Consider the following 19,399-nt stretch of genomic DNA (forward strand, 5'->3'; position numbering starts at 1 on the left):
TGACGGCGAACTCAGGATGTCGGCTTGTTGTCCACGGCCAGGTCCGTGACGGGGGCAGTGCGACAGAGCCCGTTTGACAGACCCTCACGGAACGGGCGGAGCCGTCGCATCCGTCGCGGCCGCTCTTCATGATCTCGGTTGCGGTGACCCTCCGTGGCTCTGGCGCCGACACTGAAAGTGATCCAGAACCTAGCCCACCGACAATCCTTTCACTGGTTGTTTACGGGGGATTTCACTCCATTCATCTGCGCCACCCAGGATTCGCCGCGGGCATGTCATGCATCTTCACGGCGTGCCCTACACCTTGTGGCGAGCCGGAAGGACGGCTGCTGATGCGGCCCGCAGAGCGGCGCGTACGGCCGGTTGGCGGATCAGGTGGACAACGGCTCGCGGGGGCAGCGCTTGCGGCGTTGCTCCTCGTGAGCGGCAATCTGACGGCGGCGTACGCCGTCCTCTTCCTGCTGTCGCTGCTCATCGGCGCCCGTGGTCTGCGCGACATCGTTCTCGCGACGACCACCTTCACGGCCGCGCACAGCGTCACGTTCCTCCTGGCTGCCACGGGCGTCGTGAACGTGCCGGGATCCGTCGTGGAGCCCGTCATCGCCGCCTCGATCGCCGTCGTGGCGCTGGCCAACGTCGCCCTGCGCGACCGCGAGGGGACCGGGCGCTGGTGGCTGCCGGCCGTCTTCCTCTTCGGCCTCGTCCACGGCCTGGGCTTCGCCGGCGCGCTCGGCATCGACGAGAACCGGTCCTGGGAACTGCTGCTGTCGCTGCTGAGCTTCAACGCCGGCATCGAGGCGGGGGACCTAGGTCCCCCCTGGAAGAGGGGGGACAGGCCCAATGTTCCCGGAGCGGTCGCAGGACAGACTGATGCCTGCAGGGACCAAGAGGTTCCGAACCGAGGAGGCCCGGATGACGACACCCGCACCGCCCAAGCTCTGGCAGCCGCCACTGCAGGGGCTGGCTCTGGCGGCGCAGAAGGCGCCTCAGCTCGTCCTGTTCGTCCTGATGGTGATCTCCCTGGTCTATCTCGGCCTCGGCGTGGGCGTCCTGCTCCTGCCGCTGGTCGTGGCCGCCGTCAGGAAGCTGGCGAACCGGTCGCGGAGGCTGGCCCACGTCTGGTCGGGGGTCCGGATCGCCCAGCCGTACCGTGAACTGCCGCCGCGGGAGCCCGGCTTCTTCGGCCGGTGGCGACACTGCAGGCAACTCCTGTCCGACCCCGCCACCTGGCGGGACATGCTGTGGACGATCACCGACCCCGTCGCCGGCACCGTCCTCGCCCTCATGCCGGCGGCACTGCTCGTCTACGGACTGGAGGGCCTGGTCTTCCCGTTCGTCTGGGACGACCTCGTGTCCGCCGGATACGACGACCACTACGCAGGACTGATCCACGTACACGGCGAGACCGGTCTGCGCACCTGGCTGATGCCCTTCGTCGGCATGGGGTTCATCGGGCTGGGGCTGTGGGCAGGACCGAAGCTGATCACGACCCATGGCCGCTTCACCCGCACCCTTCTCGGCCGCCAGCCGAGCGCCGAACTCGCCGCACGGGTCGGTCATTTGACCCGCACCCGAGGCGCGGTCGTCGACAGCCAGGCGGCGGAGCTCCGCAGGATCGAGCGCGACCTCCACGACGGGGCGCAGGCCAGGCTCGTCGCGATGGGCATGAACCTGGATGCCGTCGAACAACTCCTGGACTCCAACCCCGAGGCAGCGCGAACCCTGTTGATGGAGACCAGGGACTCGTCCTCCAAGGCGCTGAGCGAACTCCGCGACCTCGTACGGGGAATCCATCCGCCGGTCCTCTCCGACCGGGGTCTGGGAGACGCCGTGCGCGCCCTGGCGCTGGACAGTCCGCTCCCTGTCGATGTGGTGGTCGACCTGCCCGGCCGGCTGGACGCCCCCGTCGAGTCCGCCGCGTACTTCGCCGTCAGTGAACTGCTGACGAATGTGGCGAAACACGCGAAGGCGGGGAGGGTATGGATCGACATCAGGCACGACCGGGACGCCCTGCGCATCAGCCTGACCGACGACGGGGTCGGTGGCGCCGCGGCATCCGCAGGAACGGGGCTGCGCGGAATTGAGAGCCGCATTGCCGCATTCGACGGCATACTTGCCGTGAACAGCCCTCAGGGTGGTCCGACGATGGCGACGATGGAGATCCCGTGCGCATGGTTCTCGCCGAAGACCTCTTCCTCCTGAGGGAAGGGCTCGTGCGCCTCCTGACCGCCCATGGATTCGAGATCGCCGCCGCTGTGGACACCGGCCCCGCCCTCCTGGACGCCCTGATCGAACACCGGCCGGACATCGCGCTCGTCGACGTACGGCTCCCGCCCACCTTCACCGACGAGGGCCTGCGCGCCGCCATCGAGGCGCGCAGCCGGATCCCGGGGCTCCCGGTGCTCGTGCTCTCGCAGTACGTGGAACAGCTCTACGCCCGTGAGCTGCTGGCGGACGGTTCGGGCGGGGTCGGCTATCTGCTCAAGGACCGCGTCTTCGACAGCCGCCAGTTCATCGACTGTGTGCGCCGGGTGGCCGCGGGCGGCAGCGCGATGGACCCCGATGTGGTGGCGAAGCTCCTGGCGGGCAACGCCTCCGACGCCCCCCTGGGCCGGCTCACCGCACGGGAACGGGAAGTGCTTGGACTGGTGGCGGAGGGCCGCTCCAACGCCGCCATCGCCGGGCGGCTCGGTGTCAGCGAGAAGGTCGTCACCAAGCACACATCGAATGTCTTCACGAAACTCGACCTCGTACCGTCCGACGACGACAACCGTCGCGTTCTCGCCGTCCTCGCCTATCTGAATTCCTGACAACTCTCGCTGTACAGGCGCCGTATAGCCCCCGCGGGCGTGCTGCGCCCGATGAGTCATGACCTCATTCGGGGAAATCAGGGAAATCAGCCCTGCTCGCCGCCCGCCTCCCGGCGGACTCCCTGCGCCTGGACAGCCGGTGCACCGGCTACGCCGAGGACCTCGACGGCGTGGAACTTCCCTTCGCCGACGGGTCCACCGCACGGGCCGATCTCGTGATCGTCGCCGACACCTTCTGGATCCAGCGCCACGACGCGGAGGCGGCGCTCGCCGAACAGCCCGCCGCCTGAACCGTTCCCCTACGCACCACGCACCACGCGCCCGTGCCCCGCACATCCCGCACCCTGGACGAGGAGTCCCCATGTCACGACCGCACCGCTGGGCCGACCGGCTCCTGAAATCGCCAGGAGGAAGGAAGGGCAAGTGGCTGACGCTGATCACCTGGCTGATCATCGTCGTCGCGTCCGTGCCCCTCGCCGGACAGCTCTCGGAGATCGCGAAGGACGAGCTGACCATCGAGCTGCCCCGAGGGGCCGAGTCCACCGATGTCGCCGGACTCGCCGACCGGTTCGCCGACGGCAAGATCTCCCTCGGCATCGTCGTCTACGTACGGGACAGCGGGCTGACCGCCGAGGACAAGGCCAAGGTCGCGTCCGACATCAAGGAGTTCGCGACCTTCGCGGCCGGTGAGGTCGGGCCGGCCAGGCCATCCGACGACGGCAAGGCACTGACCGCGTTCGTGCCCCTCGACAAGGAGGACGGCACCGCACTCGCGGACAACGCGGAGAAGGTACGGACCCGGGCCACCGCCGACCGGCCGGACGGCCTTGAAGCCAGACTCACCGGCCCGGCGGGCAACTCGCTGGACGCCGCCGACGCACGGGAGTCGACCGGCCGCGCGCTGACCCTCATCACGGTCCTCGTCGTCGCCGCCCTGCTCCTGATCATGTACCGCAGTGCCATCCTGTGGTTGCTGCCCCTGCTCACCGTCGGTGTCGCGTTCCTCACCACGCAGGCTGTCTCGTACCTCCTCGCCGAGGGCTTCGGGCTCACGGTCGGCGGCGGCAACGAGATCGTCGTGACGGCACTGCTGTTCGGTGTCGGCACCGACTACGCGATGCTGCTGCTGGCCCGCTACCGCGAGGAACTGCGGGTCCACGAGGACCGGCACGAGGCCCTGCAGACCGCGGTCCGCAGGGCTGTCCCCGCGATCGCGGCGTCCGCGGCGACCGTCAGCATCGGGCTGCTCTGCCTGACACAGGCGGACGTCGGCTTCAACTACACGCTCGGCCCTGCCGGGGCCATCGCCATCATCTGCGGTCTCGCCGCGATGACCACGCTCTTCCCGGCCGTTCTGGTGATCCTCGGACGCTGGGTGTTCTGGCCCAATGTGCCGCGCGCCGGAGTGGCCGTGAAGAACGCCAACCACCGCCTGTGGGACCGGGTCGGCGGCAGGATCTCCCGTCGTCCGCGCCTGGTGTGGATCGGCTCCGCCCTCGTCCTCACCGTGCTGGCCCTCGGCTCGCTCGGCCTGAAGACCGGTCTCGACGACGAGCATCTCATCGTCGGCAAGCCCGGCTCGATCGCCGGCCAGGAACTCCTCGCCGACCACTACCCGGCCGGCCAGAGCAGGCCCGCCGAGGTGATCAGCAAGGCCGAGGCCGCACCCGCGGTCGCCGCCGCGCTGAAGGGCATCGACGGGGTTGCCGAGGTCGCCGCGCCGGAGAAGTCCACGGACGGCACTCTCGCCAGCACCCGGGCCGTGCTGAAGGACAGCCCGGACAGCGCGGCGGCGGCCCGCACGGTCGACCGCATCCGCGCCGCCGTGCACGCCGTCCCCGGCGCCGACGCCAAGGTCGGCGGCCCGACCGCGATGGCACAGGAGAAGACCGAGGCGCAGGCCCACGACCGCAAGGCGGTGATCCCGCTGGTGCTTGCCGTGGTCTTCCTCATCCTGGCCGTCCTGCTCCGGGCCCTGGTTGCGCCCCTGCTGCTGATGGCGACCGTGGTGCTGTCCTACTTCGCCGCCCTCGGCATCAGCTGGCAGCTGTTCCAGCACGTCCTGGGATTCCCCGCGGTGGACATCCAGGTCATGCTGATCGGCTTCCTGTTCCTGGTGGCACTCGGCGTCGACTACAACATCTTCCTCATCCACCGGATCCGTGAGGAGGTCGGTCACCGCGGCCACCGCGCCGGGGTACTGAGCGGACTCACCTCCACCGGCGGCGTCATCACCAGCGCCGGCGCGGTGCTGGCGGCGACGTTCGCCGCGCTCACCGCGGCCCCGCAGGTGGCGTTCATCGAGATCGGAATCGTCGTGGCCGTCGGTGTCCTGATCGACACCTTCCTCGTGCGGTCCGTCCTCGTCCCGGCCCTGGCCCTGGACGTCGGCCGTACCTTCTGGTGGCCGGGCCGCCCCGTCGGCACGGACACCGCACCGCCCGCGGCGGGCGAACAGTCCACGCCGGCCGCGGTACCCGCGGGCAGTCGAGGCGGTGGCGTATAGCCCTGACATAGCCAAGGGCCGGAAGGCAGGGGCTGTTCAGCCGGACACCTCCGGCGGGCAGCTCCGCTCAGCCTTCCAGCCCTTCGCGCTCTCTCGTCCGACCGGCGCGGCGGCCCTGTTGTCCTCGAGCGCACCGCTGTTTGCCCGGAAGTGACAGGAGGGGACGTGCGACGCGAGCCGCGGGGCGGTCACCGCTTCAGGGCGGTCTCCAGCCACTGCACGACCTCCGGCGTCACCGGGTCGGTGATGTCCGCGAACTCGTCGTGCTTCTTGAGGAACTTCGCCACGTACGGACAGACCGGCACGATGCGCTTTCCGGAGGCGCGTACGTCGGTCAGGGCCTGCTCCACGAGGAGCGAGGCCAGGCCCTGGCCTGCGAAGGCGTCGTCGATCTCGGTGTGAAAGAAGACACGTTGTCCGTCGCGGTCGCGGTAGGCGGTGAGGCCCGCGCGTTCGCCGTCGACCAGGACCTCGTAACGGTGCCTGGAGTCGACTCTCTGAACGGTCGGCTCGGATGCGTGCTGGGTCATGACGGGCCTTTCGGTGTCGTACGTCACTCAGTGGGGTGCAGGATTCTTGCGTGGTGCGATGCGGGCGTTCGGAAGGCCCGGCGCGGGAATGCGGCCGCCTTCGTAACCGTCGACACTTCCGAAACGATCGGAGGCGTTCTCCCACGCTGCCCGCGCTTCGACGATGTCCTCGTGGCTGCGACCGATGAAGTTCCACCACATGACGATCGATTCCTGGAACGGTGTGCCGCCCAACAGCACCACGCGGGCCGGGCTTTCCGTCTCGTTCGTCAGGGTCAGGGCGTCGCCTCCGGTGCCGATGTATCCCAACTCGGCCGGGTGCAGAAGTGTTCCGTCGACACGTACGTTCCCTTCGTCGACGAGCAGGCCGTGCTCGAAGCCGGGATCCACGCGGAAGGTGGTCGTCGAGCGCGGGTCGAGAACGAGTTCGGCGCCGAGCAAGGGTGTGAAGGTCCGTACCGGAGAGGCATCACCCGCCAACGAGCCCAGGAATACCCTGATGTCGGCTCCGTCCACCCGGACCCGTCGCGGGACGTAGTGCTGGAAGTCACGTCCGGTGTGCCGGTGTTCTTCCGGCAGAGCCACCCACAACTGGACGCCGTGCAGCGCGGTGGTGCGGGCGGTGGAGACCTCCGAGTGGCTGATGCCGTACCCGCTGGTCATGAGGTTGAGCTCGCCGGGCCGGACGAGCGCGTGGCTGCCGAGGCTGTCGCGGTGCTCGATCTCTCCGCTGAACAGCCAGCTCACGGTCTGCAGACCGGTGTGCGGATGAGGAGCCACGTCCATGCCACCTGTGTCGGCGACGTCGTCGGGGCCGTAGTGGTCGATGAAGCACCAGGCCCCGATCAGCGTCCGCGCCCGCTGCGGCAGCGTGCGCCGTACCGTCATCGCGCGCGGCCCGCCCAACGGGACGTCCCGCGCGGACAGCACATCGACACGTTGCACGGCAGACTCGCCGTGGCCTGCCGCATCCTGCCGCTGTTCGACCGGATCCACTTCGACATCGCTCACCGCACGCCCCTCTCAGCCAATGATGATTTCATATTCAACAATCATTCTGCATACTAAGTCCATGCCCCCGCATGCGCACGGCAGAGGAGCGAGGGCCGGAAGCGGCCCTGGAGGAGTCCACGTTGAGTGACACGACAGCAGACCTGGCAAGCCGACGGGTCTACATCGACAAGCAGAGCCCCCAGGCCTACCGCGCACTCGTCGGGACGGCCGACGCGGTCCGCGCGGCCGCCGCCGAGGCGGGGATCGACCGCGGTCTGGTGGAGCTGATCAACCTCCGCGTGTCGCAGATCAACGGCTGCGCGTACTGCCTCAGCGTGCACACCGGGGCCGCGCTGCGCGCCGGCGAGACGACGCAGCGCCTGGGTGTGCTGGCTGCCTGGCGCGACACCGAACTTTTCACGGTCCGGGAACGCGCGGCACTCGCCCTTGCGGAGGCGACCACCGAACCCGCGCACGCCGTCGAGCAGGAGAGAGCGTACGCCGCGGCCCGCCAGGTCCTCACCGAGGACGAGATCTCCGCGGTGATCTGGGTGGCGATCACCATCAACGCCTTCAACCGGGTCTCCATCCTGAGTAAGCACCCCGTGCGGGGAATCCCCCCTCAGTGATCCGGCAGGCGTGCAGGGCCGAGGACATCGCGCAGTTGGGTGCGGCCCGTGATGCCGAGCTTGGGGAAGATCTTGTGCAGATGAAAGCCGATGGTACGGGGAGACAGATAGAGCCGGGCGCCGATGTCCCGGTTGGTCAGGCCCTCCGCGGCCAGTTGGGCTATCTGCAACTCCTGCGGCGTCAGGTCGGCCACCGCTTCGGGCGCCGCGGAATCCGCCACGGCCACGCCTGCCGCGCGGAGTTCGGCCGTGGTTCGCTCGATCCAGGGGCGTGCGTCGAGCCGTTCGAAGATTCCGAGGGCAGTGCCGAGAACGGTGCGTGCCTCCGCGGCCCGTCGGCGCCGCCGCAGCCACTCGCCGAAGTCCAACTGCGCGAGGGCGTGCTCGAAAGGCCATCGGAGGCAGGCCGGGTCGGCGAGCGCCGCACGGAAATGGGGCTCCGCGTCCTCGGGATCGCTCAGCAGGGCCGAGGCACGATGCACGATCGCGTCAAGGCGGGCGGAGCGGGACGCGCCCAGGGTCGTCTCTGCGGCGCGGAGCACGGAGCGGGCGTCGTCCGCCTGGCCGGCGCGGACGGCTGCGGCGGCAAGATCGGCGAGGTGGTACAGGGAAGCGTGGTAGTGCACGGGTGCGGGGTGGAAGTCCTGGGTGAACATGCGCCGGAAGTGCTCGTACGCCGCCTTGTGGTCGCCCTCCGCCACGGCTGCCGTGCCGAGCGCCTGGCAGTGACGCACATACAGGCTGCGGGAATCGAGCAGGTCGACGCCGCGGACGGCATCGCCGGCCTGCGCACGCGCGGCCTCGTGGTCCCCTCGGGCGGCGAGCAGCGTGGCCCGCAGGATCGATGATCCCACGGTGACGTTGTCCGCGCCTGACTCTGTCGCCATCCAGAAGGCGTCCTCGGCGGCGGATCGGGCCGCGGTCCAGGCTCCGCTCTCGAACTGTGCGAGGGCGAGGGCCTGCGCGACGGTGCAGTTGGCGCCGGCCGTCGCAGCCCGTCGCAGATGGTCCAGGGCCTGGCCGAGCAGGCGTACGGCCTGGTCGGTCTCGTCCAGGATCCAGGCTGTGGCGCCGAGCACGACGAAGTCGGACAGGGAACCGTCCTGCAGTGTGTCCACCGCGTGGGTCAGGCCTTTCAGAGCCTCCTCCCGGTCCGTGAACGGGTGGCTGACCACCTGTGGCCAGAGGCAGTCGATCCTTGTCGACGACGGCGTGATGAGGCCGCCGATCTGTCGCTCGGCCCGTTGTCGCACCGGGCATCGGCCCGGCTTCTGGATGCGCAGCCCGGCGCACCCGCGGGACGGGCCAGGCTGGACCTGCTCCGGCAGGCGGAGGGGAACCCGCTGGCGGTCGTCGAGCTGAGCCGGGCGGCGTACGGCGCAAGCGGGCCGGCACCGGCAGGTGCGGACCCGCGGCAGACGGCGCGTATCCAGCAGATGTTCGCCGCACGACTGGACGAGTTGCCCGAGGAAACGCAGCGGGCCCTGCTGTACGCCGCGGCCTCCTTGCAGGAGGACGAACTCGTCACCGTCATGGCCGCATTGGGCACCCACGACCTCAGCGTGTGGGTCCAGGCGGAGGAAGCCGACCTGATCACCATCGCCGACGGCCGTCTCGCGTTCCGCAACCCGCTGATCCGCACTGCGGCATTCCACCGGCACGCCGCGAAGCTGCGGCAGCAGGCCCACCGGGATCTCGCCGCCGCACGAGGCCAGGTCGCCGCACGTCGGGCCTGGCACCTGGCCGCAGCAGCCATCGGCCCGGACGAGGCGGTGGCTGCGGCCCTGGAGGAAGCCGCCACCCAGGCCGCGCAGACCGGAGACTGCTTCGCCTCGGCGAAGGCACTGGAACAAGCCGCACGCTTCAGCCCCGGCGTCCACGACCGGGCTCGGCGTCTGGCCGGAGCGCTGGCCGTCGCGAGCGACGTCGGGGACCCGGAATGGGTGCGCGACCTGTACGAACGGTTCACCCGGGTGAACGGCGACCCGGAACTGCTGTGCGTCGCGGCCTGCGCCATGAGTGGAGCGCTGTCGCTGCTCTCGTTCCAGCGGGAGGCCTTCGACCTCCTGCTCGACGTGTGGCAGCGCACGCCGCCGAGCCGTGCAACGACCTCCTTCGCGCTGGCCGCGGTCGCCACGGGGATCTCCCGCCAGTCCGGGCTGCCCGAGCATCGGCTGCGGTTGACGCGACTGCTCGACCACGCGGTCCGGGCAGCGCAGGCCGAGAAGGACCGGTGCGCACAGCAGGACGGGTTCTTCCACGAGCTCGCCGGGCCCGAGGTCCTCGCCTCCCTGGAGGCCGCCGTGTCGGCGGGGATCGATTCTGCCGTACAGGGCGGCAGCGAAGCGCTGCGAAGGTTGACCGTCCCCCTCTCCGAACCCCTCGACGGTGCGGGCCGGCTGACCCGTCTGCTGGCGACCGCCTCGGTCGCCCACTACGCCGACGAGTCGGAGCTGTGCGCGGAGAAGTATCGGCAGGCCGGAGCGCTCCGTGGCACGCGGGGAACGCTGGGGCCGCGCGCATGGACGCTCGCGGCCCAGGTGGACACCCTCGTGAGCATCGGGCGGTGGGCCGAGGCCGAGGCGGTGATCGAGGAGGGCCGGTCCGCCGCCGCCGTCCACCGGTTGACCCGTGTCGACATGGACCTCGAAGCCCTGGAGGTGACCCTCCGCGCGCTTCGTGGTGAGACGATGCCGGACGTCCCGTTCACCGGGCCCCACTGGCGCTCCGTCAGTCTGGACGAGAACCGGTCCACACACGCCAGGATGCTGCGGGCCTGCGGTCTGACCGCGATGGTCCTCGGGGACGCTGACCGGGCCTTCCGGCACTTGCGGGCGTTGTTCGGGGAGGACGGCTCGCCCCTTGATCCCTTCCTTTCACCGCACTCCATCAGCGAACTGGCCGCAGCCGCCCGGCGCATCGGCCGGCAGCAGGAGGCGGCGCGCATCCTCGGGGACGTACGGGAACGCCAGGGTGCGCGACCGACGACGCGGATGACGCTCCTGATGCATCATGCGGCGGCCCTCGTGGACGAGGATGCCGACCCCGAGCACCACTTCCGGCTGGCCCTGGTCAATCCGGAGGCGGACACGTGGCCCTTGGAGCGGGCCCGGGCCCGTCTCCACTACGCGATCTGGTTGCGCAGGAGCAGAAGGCCCCTGGAGGCCCGAGCGCAGCTGACCGCGGTGCTGGAGGTCGCGGCCCGGCTCGACGCCCGGCACCTTGCCGCGTGGGCCCGCGGTGAGCTGCGCGCGACCGGGGTGGCCCAGGCTCCCGCGTCGGCCGATCGCCTGGCCGAACTGACGGCCCAGCAACAGCAGATCACGCGGCTGGCCGCGAACGGACTGTCGAATCGCGAGATCGGCGATCGGCTCTTCCTTTCGCCGCGTACCGTGGGCTCGCACCTCTACAACATCTATCCGAAGCTCGGCATCAGCAGCCGCCACCAACTGCGGGACCTCCTGCACGACAGGTGACGGGCGACGAACCAGAACCCCGAGGGCCGCGCGAGAGGCGAACCGGATGCAGTCGTACCCCGAGGGGGAAGCGGGGGAAAGGCGACCGTCGGCCGTGATCCTTGATCCGTTGGTGCAGCGGCTCGTCGACGCGTCCACGGCACCCCCCTTTCTGCACGAGCTGGGACCGGTCGACGGCCGACAGGCGTTGCGGGAGTCTCAGATCCACCTGGTCGACGACTTCGAGGTGGACGCCACCTTCCACGTGGCGCCCGTGGGGCCCTCCGGCCTGGTCGGCTTCTGGATCTTCAGGCCGTCGGGCCTCACCGGCCCGCTTCCCACGGTGCTCTACGCCCACGGGGGCCGGTGGATGCTGGGAGACGCACAGACCCACGCACGGCTCGTCAGCGAGCTCGTGCGAGGCGCCGGCGTGGCCGCTGTCGTCCCCGAGTACAGCCGTACTCCCGAGGCCCGCTACCCCGTGGCCCTCGAGGAGTGCTACGCGCTGATGACCTGGCTGGTCCGGCAGGCGGGGGCACTCGGCCTCGACGCCGACCGGCTGGCGGTCGCCGGAGACTGCGCCGGCGCCACCGTGGCCACGGCGCTCACGCTGATGGCGAAGTCGCGCGGCGGCCCGAGGGTCCGCGCCCAACTGCTGTACTACCCGCTCACCGACGCCCGCTGCGACAGCCCCTCCCAGCGGCAGTTCGCCACGGGCTATCTGCTCACCCGGGAGGCGCTGCGCTCGTACTGGCAGCAGTACGCCGACGATCCCCGGCAGCGGGACGAGCCGGCCGCGTCCCCGTTGCGTGCGAGCGTCGCGGAGCTCACCGGGCTGCCGCCGGCGCTGGTGATCACGGCGGAGGCCGACGTGACACGGGACGAGGGCGAGCGGTACGCGGACCGGCTGCGTCGTGCCGGAGTCGAGGTGACCACAGCCCGGTTCCTGGGCACGGTCCACGACTTCGTGTCGCTGACCGCGTTGCGCGACAGCCCGCCCACGCGGGCGGCCGTGCTGCTGGGAGGATCCTTCCTTCGCGGCCACCTGAGGTGAGGGCGGCTGCCCGCTGTGCCCGGGCAGGACGGAGCAGGCGGGGCCGGACCAGTCGGCCGACTGATGCGTCCGCCACCCGGGTGACGGCACGCTGGCCGGTATGTCGACGAGTTTCGGTTCCTTCCCGGGAGACGGTGTCCACGTCCAGGACTCCGCCACGCGGCGACGCCCGCGTCAGGTGCTGTGCACGAGCACCGTGCCCCTCAGCGAGAGCATGGACTTCTGGCACGACGCCGTCCTCGCGCAGCTCGTGGGGATGGACATCTCCGCGGATGGGGGCACGTACGCCGCCACCATGCGTACGGACCAGCTCGGCGACCTTCGGATCAGCACGGTCGAGTGCGATCCCGGAGTGGTCCACCGGGCCCCGCGCTTCATCGCCCGCGGCGACGGCCAGGAGGTGTTCGCCGCCGTACTCACCAGGGGCCTCGCCCAGGTCGAGCAGGATGACCGCGCCACGGAGCTACGACCGGGCGATGTCGCGTTCTTCGAGACGATTCGCCCCTTCCGTACACGGTTTCCCCGACGGTTCCAGTTGAAGATCTTCGCCGTGCCCCGGAACCTCCTGGGCCTGGCGGAGGCGGACATCAGGCAGATCACGGCGAGGTCCATGCGCCCGGAGACCGGGCTGGCGGCCCTGCTCTCGCCGTTCATGTCGCGCCTGGCGGACACGTCCGAGTCGTACTCCCCGTCCGCCGCCGAGCAACTGGCCGGCAGCGCGGTGGACCTGCTGGCCGCGGCCGCGGCGCAGCAACTCGGCGCGGAGCCGACGAGGTTGCCCGGCGCTGACCGCGTCCTGCTGCTGCGCATCCACCGGTTCATCCGCTGGCATCTGGCGGAACCGGACCTCACCCCCGAGGCCGTCGCACGGGCCCATCACATCTCGGTGCGGTATCTGCACCGGCTGTTCGAGGGGGAGGGCACGACGGTCAGCCGTTGGATCCGTGAGCTGCGCATGCAGGAGTGCCGCCGGGAGCTGACGGCCACCGCCGCGCGGGGCACCGGCGTGGGAAGCGTCGCCCGCCGCTGGGGATTCACCAGCACGTCCCATTTCGGACGGGCGTTTCGCCGGGAGTACGGGACGTCGCCGACCGAGTGGCTGCGACACGAGCGGAGCCGATGCTCCGTCGAGGGAGACGAGTGACATGCCGGACCGAGCACTGCTGACGGCCGATGTGCCGCCGATGGACCTGTCCACGGAGACCGTCGGGCCCGCGGGCAGCGTCCCGGCCTGGAAGGGGGCCCTTTCGCGGGCCTACGTCGATCTGGACCTGGTCGTCCGGGGAGACCCGCGGTCCTGGAAGGGGTCCCTCAAGGCGGACCGGCTGGGATCGCTTCAGGTCGCGACCGAGGAGTCGGACCCCGTGAAGGTGCTCCGGACCCCGGAGGGAGCGGCGGCAGACGGCCGCGCGTACATGTTCGCCCGCGTCCAGCTGGAGGGTTCGACGCTGCTGTTCCAGGACGGTCGCGCCGCGCAGCTGCACCCGGGAGTCCTGGCCTTCTACGACGCGAGCCGACCGTTCACCCTTGTCCTGCCGGAGCCGCACCGGGCCTGTGTCCTGATGGTTCCCCGCCCGATCCTGAAGCTGGACGAGGCGGAGATGCGCCGGGTCACCGCGAGGGCCGTCTGCGGCACGGCCGACAGGCCGTCAGAACTGATTCTGCCGCTCCTGTCCGGGCTGGCGCAGGAGATCGGCTCCGCCTCGCCCCAGGTACGCGAGCGACTCGCGCGCACCGTCACGGGTCTGCTCTCGACCCTGGCCGAAGACCTGGTGGACACGGACGGGCGGCCCGGGGCCGAGGCGGGGCCGGTCACGGTGCTGGACCGGATCAAGGCCTCCGTCGAGTGCCGCCTCGGCGAGCCCGAGCTGTCTCCCCGCATGCTCGCCGACGAGCATCACATCTCCCTGCGCTACCTGCACAAGCTTTTCCACGCGCAGGGCACCACGGTCAGCGGCTGGGTACGCCAACGGCGACTCGAGGCGTGCAGGGCCGAACTGGCCCGTCCCGGCGCGGCCGACCTGGCGATCTCGGCCGTGGCCGCCCGCTGGGGCTTCACCAGCCCGGCCCACTTCAGCCATGCCTTCCGCCGCGCCTACGGGGTGTCCCCGACCCAGTGGCGTGCGAGCGCCGGCACGCGGCAGCGGCGAACGGCCGACCGGGGCCGGTCGGTCTGAGACCGACCGGAAGAGGCGGGCCCCGCACCACGACCCGGGTGCGGGGCTCGCGCCCCTTCACGACTGCGGCCTGGTCCAGGCGGCGTTCGAGGCCGAGAGGCGATGCCCGGCCACAGAGGTCGCCGCGAGCAGCACCAGCGCCAGGCCCAGAATGGGGGCGAGTCCGGCGTGCCGCAGGAGCACGGCACCGGCGAGGGCGCCGAGGAACATGGCGAGGACGGACACGATCCGCCGGCCGGGCCGGGGCACTGGCCCGGCCGAGGCGGAGTCCGCGGCCAGTTCGGTCAGGGTCAGGGTCAGCACGGTCGTGGTCACATCAGGGACTTCCGACTTCGGTGACAGCGGCGGGCGGAAGAGAGGCGAGGGCGCATCGAATTACTGCGCCCACGCTTCATCGGACTGAAGTCCCGGTGGGCTCCCAGCTCGGTGCCAAGCCCGAATCCCCGAAGCCCGCAACTGCTTCGCCGCCAGGCGATTTCGACCCGAAGCACCTGTGCATCTCGGCAGTGCACTGCATGCGTTCCGACAGTGCACTGCCTTCCTTTCCCTGCACTGCGGGGTCAGCGTCGGTGCACTGGCGGTCAATCTCCGCCGTCTTCACGGTTTTAGCGTGGTGACCGACGGTGCCGCAGATCCATACGTCCGGCCCGAAATCGCCTCGCCGGAGAGGCCGGCGCATCACAGGAAACTCAGGAGACTCACATGTCCGACGTCGTGGAGCCGGTCCAGCCGGTGCTGGAGCCGGCGGCAGCCGCGTTCGCCGAGGCGATCGCCAATCCGCCCTACCTCTTCGACCTGCCGCTCGCCGAGGGGCGCAAGGCGGTCGACGAGGTGCAGTCCGGCGAGATCGACAAGCTGCAGATCGACGAGGAGTAGATCACTGTCCCGGACGGTCCGACGGGCAGTGTCCGCGCGCGCATCGTCAGGCCCGCCGGCGTGGAGGGGACCCTGCCGGTGATCCTCTACATCCACGGCGCCGGCTGGGTGTTCGGCAACGCGCACACCCACGACCGCCTGGTACGCGAACTCGCCGTCGGCGCGAACGCCGCCGTGGTCTTCCCCGAGTACGACCTCTCTCCCGAGGTCCGCTACCCGGTCGCCATCGAGCAGAATTACGCGGTCGCCCGATGGGTCGTCCAGCAGGGCGGGTCCAAGGACCTCGACGGCACCCGGCTGGCCGTGGCCGGCGACTCGGTCGGTGGCAACATGACCGCCGCACTGACGCTGATGGCCAAGGAGCGCGGCGACGTACCGCTGGTCCAGCAGGTTCTCTTCTACCCGGTCACCGACGCGAACTTCGACACCGGCTCCTACCACCAGTTCGCCACCGGCTACTTCCTGCGTCGCGACGGCATGCAGTGGTTCTGGGCCCAGTACATCACCGACGAGGCCGAACGCGCCCAGATCACCGCCTCCCCGCTGCGGGCCACCACCGAGCAGCTCACCGGGCTGCCGCCGGCCCTGGTCATCACCGGCGAGGCCGACGTACTGCGCGACGAAGGCGAGGCCTACGCCAACAAGCTCCGCGAGGCCGGCGTCCCCGTCACCGCCGTTCGTTTCCAGGGCATCATCCACGACTTCGTCATGCTCAACGCCCTGCGCGAGACCCACGCCGCCCAGGCCGCCATCACGTTGGCCGTCGGCACCCTGCGCACCGCGCTCCACGCCGGCTGACACCGCGCTCCACGCTCATTTCCACCCGACAACAAGGAGAACAACCCAAGCATGACCACCACCCCCACCCCCACAGCCGTTCTCGTGCACGGAGCCTTCGCGGACGCCGCCAGCTGGACCGGGGTCATCGCGGAACTTCAGAACCACGGCGTCCCCGTGGTCGCGCCGCCGAACCCGCTGCGCGGCCTGGTGTCCGACGCCGCGTACATCGCTTCCGTGGCTGCTCAGATCGACGGTCCGGTGGTGCTTGTCGGCCACTCCTATGGTGGTGCGCTCATCTCCGTGGCAGGCGCCGCGGAGAACGTCGTCGGGCTGGTCTACATCGCGGCCTATGTCACCGAAGAGGGCGAGAGCCTGGGCGAGTTGCAGGGCCGCTTCCCTCTCTCGCCGCTCGTCAGCAACCTGAAGGAGACGACGTACCCCGTGGAGGGCGCCGAGCCTGGTGTCGAGGTCACCATCAAGGCCGAGGCGTTCGGGGACATCTTCGCCGCCGACGTCCCGGCCCCGGTCACCAAGGTCCTGGCGGTGACACAGCGTCCGCTGTCCGCCTCGGCATTCACGGAGACGGCCTCGGCCGCCGCGTGGAAGACCAAGCCCTCCTGGGCACTCGTCGCCGGCGCGGACCGGGCGATCAACCCCGAGGTCCAGCGCTTCGGCGCGAAGCGGGCCGGGGCGACGATCGTCGAGATCGAGGGCGCCTCGCACGCCGTGGCCGTGTCCCGGCCCGAGGAGGTCGCCGAACTGATCCGCGACGCGGTACACGCGACGAGCTGACGAGGCGACAGGCGGCGTAGGCGGCCGCGCGGCCGAACTACGGAGAGTTCGACCGCGCGGCCCTTCGGTCTTGGCGCAGGGTGAGATCCGGCTGCGGGCTTCTTCACCGGCGCGGCACCGTGACCACCACGACCAGGACCGCAAGCAGTGCGCCGGCGACGAGGGCAGGGGCCGGGGAGCAAGCGGCCAGCAGGACGCCGACCGCGGCGACGGCATACGGAATCCCCTCGGTCGCGGTTCTTTGGTGGGGGCGCAGGTGTACGGCCCAGACGGTGATCAGGAAGACGGCCGCGGGGACGGTGACCGCCGCGCCGGCGGCCAACGGCGAGGCGTCCGTGCGACGCGTGACGTGATCGGCGTACGCGGCCAGGCCGGCTCCCTCGGCGGTCGCCGAAGCGAAGATCAGGTAGTGGCCGTAGGCCCAGGTGAATCTCCTGCGGTGGCCCCGGTGCGTCGTAGCGAGCAGGGTGTGCGCGGGTCTGGCGAAGTACAGCCACCACATGGCGTAGGCCGTGAACAGTCCACCGGCCGCCACCGCGTACAGCGAACCGGTGCCTTGGTGCCGGTCGAAGGCGCCTTGGACGGCGACGGTGGCTGCCGCGACGGACTCCCCGAGGACGATCAGGGTGAAGAGTTCGTAGCGCTCGGCAATGTGGCGTGGATGCCATGGGGTCATCCCGGCAGACTGCGCCCATACCGGGACGGATACCTCCGCGACGATCATCACGGCCATGCCCGGCAGCCGCGCCGAGGCCGGGAGACCGAGCAGCCCGACCCACCCGATCTGGCACACCGTCACTCCGGCGGCGAAGCGCAGGGCGGTCGGCCGCCGAGCGGGATCGGACCACGCGGCACGCAGCCACAGGGCGGCCAGCGCCGTGCGCAGCACCACGTATCCGGCTGTGATGACCCGCAGATCGCCCTCCTCGAACGCGCTGTGAACGCCGGCGGCGAGCACGAGCGACCCGGTGATCTGGACCAACACCGTCAGCCGGTACAGGAGGTCGTCCGTGTCGTAGGCGGATGCGAACCAGGTGAAGTTCATCCACGCCCACCAGATGGTGAAGAAGACCAGCGCGAAGCGCAGGACACCGGTGGCGTACTCCCCGTTGGACAGTGCCTCGTGCAGACTCCTGGACGCCTGCGCCACCGCGATGACGAAGCACAGGTCGAAGAGGAGCTCCAGCGGAGTGGCGGACCGGTGCGGCTCGCCGGGGTCGCGGCCCGGCATGGTGCGCCATCGCCTGGGTTCCAGGGCCGTGCGAGCGGCTGGTGGGCCGTTCAGCTCGCCGCCCGGACCCAGCCCGACGACCCCCGCATCCGCCTGCTCGTTCGTACTCATGTTTCTCCTCGCTCCCCGGCTCACCGGTCGTGGGTTGCCCCGCCGAGGTTAGAGCGGCAGGGCAACCGCACATGCCTGCCAGCGCACGGGGGCTTGCCCGGGAGCGAACGCCTCCCACCTGCGACGGACACAGTGCGCTGGCGAGTATCACCGCATGCGCTACCGGTCGACGCGCCCCGCGTCGGGGCGCCTGACGTCACTCGGGTACGCACAGCACGGCAGCCAGTCGTGGCTGCACCAGAAGCCGAGCACCTGGTCGACACGCCGTTGGTCCGCGCCTGAGGGAACGGACTGGTCCGCGCCTGAGGGAACGGAAGCGACGGCGAGCCGGCTGCACGCGGCCCCCTGCACCGGGCCCGGCACGGTCCGGTGACCCGGCCGCCGCGGGGTCGAGGCGATGGGTCGCAGACGGCCGGGTTCGCAGATGAGAAGCAAAAGCTTGCGGGAGGATTCTGCAACATCTTGCGATCGCCGTGGCTGCCCTGCTTGACTCGCCTGCCGACAGCCACAGTTGCCGGTCGGCCGGAGAGGAACACCCATGAGCGCCGAGACCGATGTCCTTGTTCTGGGAGGTGCGGGAGTCGACACGATCGTGTACGTCCCGGAGCTGCCCCTCCCGTACGCCGACAGCTACATGATCCGCCCCGGAATCGAGACGCGGGCGGGGCAGACCGGGGACTTCGTTGCGCTCGGGGTGAGCGCCCTGGGCCTGCGCACGCATCACCTCGACCTGATCGGCGACGACCACGCAGGTGACCTGATCCGGGCGCTGCACCGCGACCGTGGCATCGCACTCACCGAGGTCCCGCTGCCCGGCGGCACCAAACGTGCCGTCAACCTCGTCGGCCCGGACGGGCGACGGCTGTCCCTGTACGACGACAGCCGGTCGCGGGACGGGGACCGGCTGCCCGAGGCGACGGTCCGGTCTCTGGCCGCGGCGAGCCGTCATGCCCATGTCTCGATCACCCACCCGTGCGCCTTCGCTCTTCCCGCGCTGCGGGAGGCCGGAGTGACGATCTCGACCGACCTGCACGACTGGGACGGCGTCAACCCCTACCACGAGCCGTTCGCCCACGAGGCGGACCTCGTCTTTGTCTCCGCCGTCGCCCTGGCCGACCCGGAGCGGACCATGCGACGGGTCGCCGAGCGGGGACGCGCCCAGGTCGTCGTTGCCACGGCCGGAGCCGAGGGCGCCTATCTGCTGGCCGACGGCGAAGTGACCCGGATTCCGGCCGTCACGCCCCCGGGGCCGGTGGTGGACTCCAACGGCGCCGGTGACGCCTTCGTGTCCGGCTTCCTCCTCGGCTGGCTGGCCGGCGAACCGCCGCAGCGCTGCGGCCTCTACGGTGCGGTGGCCGGAGCCCACGCCTGCACGGTGGAGTCGACACGAACCGACCCGATCGGCCGCGACGAACTCCTCGCCCGCGTCGCGGAGTCGGAGAGTTAGCCACGGCC

Annotated in this window: 15 protein-coding genes and 2 pseudogenes; 12 read left to right on the forward strand and 5 right to left on the reverse strand. The window is 70.5% G+C overall.

What is annotated here, in order from left to right:
• Positions 1-332: 332 nt before the first annotated feature.
• The 4 genes and pseudogenes from AB0915_RS04740 to AB0915_RS04755 form a co-directional block, all read left to right on the forward strand.
• Positions 333-749, forward strand: a pseudogene (locus AB0915_RS04740) (HupE/UreJ family protein); the annotation flags it as partial.
• Positions 750-912: 163 nt separating this feature from the next.
• A complete protein-coding gene (locus AB0915_RS04745; protein WP_366689706.1) occupies positions 913-2,202 on the forward strand; it encodes a sensor domain-containing protein in 1,290 nt (429 codons plus the stop codon).
• The gene (locus AB0915_RS04750; protein ID WP_366689707.1) at positions 2,166-2,810 is read left to right on the forward strand and encodes a response regulator transcription factor; all 645 of its coding nucleotides are present in this window, start codon (positions 2,166-2,168) and stop codon (positions 2,808-2,810) included. Before AB0915_RS04745 ends, AB0915_RS04750 begins: the two co-directional genes overlap by 37 nt.
• A 361-nt stretch (positions 2,811-3,171) precedes the next feature.
• Positions 3,172-5,316, forward strand: a complete 2,145-nt coding sequence (locus AB0915_RS04755) for an MMPL family transporter (protein ID WP_366689708.1) — start codon at positions 3,172-3,174, stop codon at positions 5,314-5,316.
• A 188-nt stretch (positions 5,317-5,504) separates the two neighbouring features.
• On the opposite strand, the gene AB0915_RS04760 is transcribed toward AB0915_RS04755, so the two are convergent.
• Together AB0915_RS04760 and AB0915_RS04765 are read right to left on the reverse strand one after the other, a co-directional pair.
• Positions 5,505-5,846: a GNAT family N-acetyltransferase gene (locus tag AB0915_RS04760; protein ID WP_366689709.1), complete on the reverse strand. Its 342-nt coding sequence runs from the start codon at positions 5,844-5,846 to the stop codon at positions 5,505-5,507.
• A gap of 27 nt (positions 5,847-5,873) precedes the next feature.
• Positions 5,874-6,842 carry a pirin family protein gene (locus AB0915_RS04765; protein ID WP_366689739.1) on the reverse strand — a complete coding sequence of 323 codons (969 nt, stop codon included), beginning with the start codon at positions 6,840-6,842 and terminating at the stop codon, positions 5,874-5,876.
• A gap of 137 nt (positions 6,843-6,979) precedes the next feature.
• On the opposite strand from AB0915_RS04765, the gene AB0915_RS04770 reads away from it, so the two are divergent.
• Positions 6,980-7,468 carry a carboxymuconolactone decarboxylase family protein gene (locus AB0915_RS04770; protein WP_366689710.1) on the forward strand — a complete coding sequence of 163 codons (489 nt, stop codon included), beginning with the start codon at positions 6,980-6,982 and terminating at the stop codon, positions 7,466-7,468.
• On the opposite strand, the gene AB0915_RS04775 is transcribed toward AB0915_RS04770, so the two are convergent.
• A complete protein-coding gene (locus AB0915_RS04775) occupies positions 7,462-8,586 on the reverse strand; it encodes a LuxR C-terminal-related transcriptional regulator (RefSeq protein WP_366689711.1) in 1,125 nt (374 codons plus the stop codon). The genes AB0915_RS04770 and AB0915_RS04775 overlap by 7 nt on opposite strands.
• Before the next feature lie 126 nt (positions 8,587-8,712).
• Here AB0915_RS04775 and AB0915_RS04780 point away from each other — a divergent pair, with 126 nt between their 5' ends.
• The 4 genes from AB0915_RS04780 to AB0915_RS04795 all read left to right on the forward strand — a co-directional run bounded on the left by AB0915_RS04780 (position 8,713) and on the right by AB0915_RS04795 (position 14,154).
• A complete protein-coding gene (locus AB0915_RS04780) occupies positions 8,713-10,944 on the forward strand; it encodes a LuxR C-terminal-related transcriptional regulator (protein ID WP_366689712.1) in 2,232 nt (743 codons plus the stop codon).
• A 94-nt stretch (positions 10,945-11,038) separates the two neighbouring features.
• Positions 11,039-11,977: an alpha/beta hydrolase gene (locus AB0915_RS04785; RefSeq protein WP_366689713.1), complete on the forward strand. Its 939-nt coding sequence runs from the start codon at positions 11,039-11,041 to the stop codon at positions 11,975-11,977.
• 100 nt (positions 11,978-12,077) lie between these two features.
• On the forward strand, positions 12,078-13,121 hold the full coding sequence (locus AB0915_RS04790; RefSeq protein WP_366689714.1) for a helix-turn-helix domain-containing protein: 1,044 nt from the start codon (positions 12,078-12,080) through the stop codon (positions 13,119-13,121).
• Between the two features lies 1 nt (position 13,122).
• Positions 13,123-14,154 carry a helix-turn-helix domain-containing protein gene (locus AB0915_RS04795; protein ID WP_366689715.1) on the forward strand — a complete coding sequence of 344 codons (1,032 nt, stop codon included), beginning with the start codon at positions 13,123-13,125 and terminating at the stop codon, positions 14,152-14,154.
• Positions 14,155-14,211: 57 nt separating this feature from the next.
• On the opposite strand, the gene AB0915_RS04800 is transcribed toward AB0915_RS04795, so the two are convergent.
• Positions 14,212-14,469, reverse strand: coding sequence for a DUF1275 family protein (locus AB0915_RS04800; RefSeq protein ID WP_366689716.1), 258 nt, complete (start codon positions 14,467-14,469; stop codon positions 14,212-14,214).
• Positions 14,470-14,856: 387 nt separating this feature from the next.
• On the opposite strand from AB0915_RS04800, the pseudogene AB0915_RS04805 reads away from it, so the two are divergent.
• Together AB0915_RS04805 and AB0915_RS04810 are read left to right on the forward strand one after the other, a co-directional pair.
• Positions 14,857-15,828: pseudogene (locus tag AB0915_RS04805) on the forward strand (alpha/beta hydrolase).
• A gap of 51 nt (positions 15,829-15,879) precedes the next feature.
• Positions 15,880-16,602 (forward strand): alpha/beta hydrolase, encoded by a 723-nt coding sequence (locus tag AB0915_RS04810; protein ID WP_366689717.1) that lies wholly within the window; start codon positions 15,880-15,882, stop codon positions 16,600-16,602.
• 103 nt (positions 16,603-16,705) lie between these two features.
• Here the strand turns inward: AB0915_RS04810 and AB0915_RS04815 are convergent, their stop codons facing one another.
• Positions 16,706-17,944, reverse strand: coding sequence for a low temperature requirement protein A (locus AB0915_RS04815; RefSeq protein WP_366689718.1), 1,239 nt, complete (start codon positions 17,942-17,944; stop codon positions 16,706-16,708).
• Between the two features lie 538 nt (positions 17,945-18,482).
• On the opposite strand from AB0915_RS04815, the gene AB0915_RS04820 reads away from it, so the two are divergent.
• The gene (locus tag AB0915_RS04820) at positions 18,483-19,391 is read left to right on the forward strand and encodes an adenosine kinase (RefSeq protein WP_366689719.1); all 909 of its coding nucleotides are present in this window, start codon (positions 18,483-18,485) and stop codon (positions 19,389-19,391) included.
• Positions 19,392-19,399 lie beyond the last annotated feature (8 nt).

It is taken from the genome of Streptomyces sp. NPDC048411, assembly GCF_040704695.1.
In the GTDB taxonomy this organism is placed as follows: Bacteria; Actinomycetota; Actinomycetes; order Streptomycetales; family Streptomycetaceae; genus Streptomyces.

What these genes read in the sequence shown, in the direction of transcription:
- AB0915_RS04790 (WP_366689714.1), top strand. Translation starts at nt 12,078, where the DNA reads ATGTCGACGAGTTTCGGTTCCTTCCCGGGAGACGGTGTCCACGTCCAG.
- AB0915_RS04795 (WP_366689715.1), top strand. Translation starts at nt 13,123, where the DNA reads ATGCCGGACCGAGCACTGCTGACGGCCGATGTGCCGCCGATGGACCTG.
- AB0915_RS04755 (WP_366689708.1), top strand. Translation starts at nt 3,172, where the DNA reads ATGTCACGACCGCACCGCTGGGCCGACCGGCTCCTGAAATCGCCAGGA.
- AB0915_RS04810 (WP_366689717.1), top strand. Translation starts at nt 15,880, where the DNA reads ATGACCACCACCCCCACCCCCACAGCCGTTCTCGTGCACGGAGCCTTC.
- AB0915_RS04820 (WP_366689719.1), top strand. Translation starts at nt 18,483, where the DNA reads ATGAGCGCCGAGACCGATGTCCTTGTTCTGGGAGGTGCGGGAGTCGAC.
- AB0915_RS04760 (WP_366689709.1), bottom strand. Translation starts at nt 5,846, where the DNA reads ATGACCCAGCACGCATCCGAGCCGACCGTTCAGAGAGTCGACTCCAGG.
- AB0915_RS04815 (WP_366689718.1), bottom strand. Translation starts at nt 17,944, where the DNA reads ATGAGTACGAACGAGCAGGCGGATGCGGGGGTCGTCGGGCTGGGTCCG.
- AB0915_RS04745 (WP_366689706.1), top strand. Translation starts at nt 913, where the DNA reads ATGACGACACCCGCACCGCCCAAGCTCTGGCAGCCGCCACTGCAGGGG.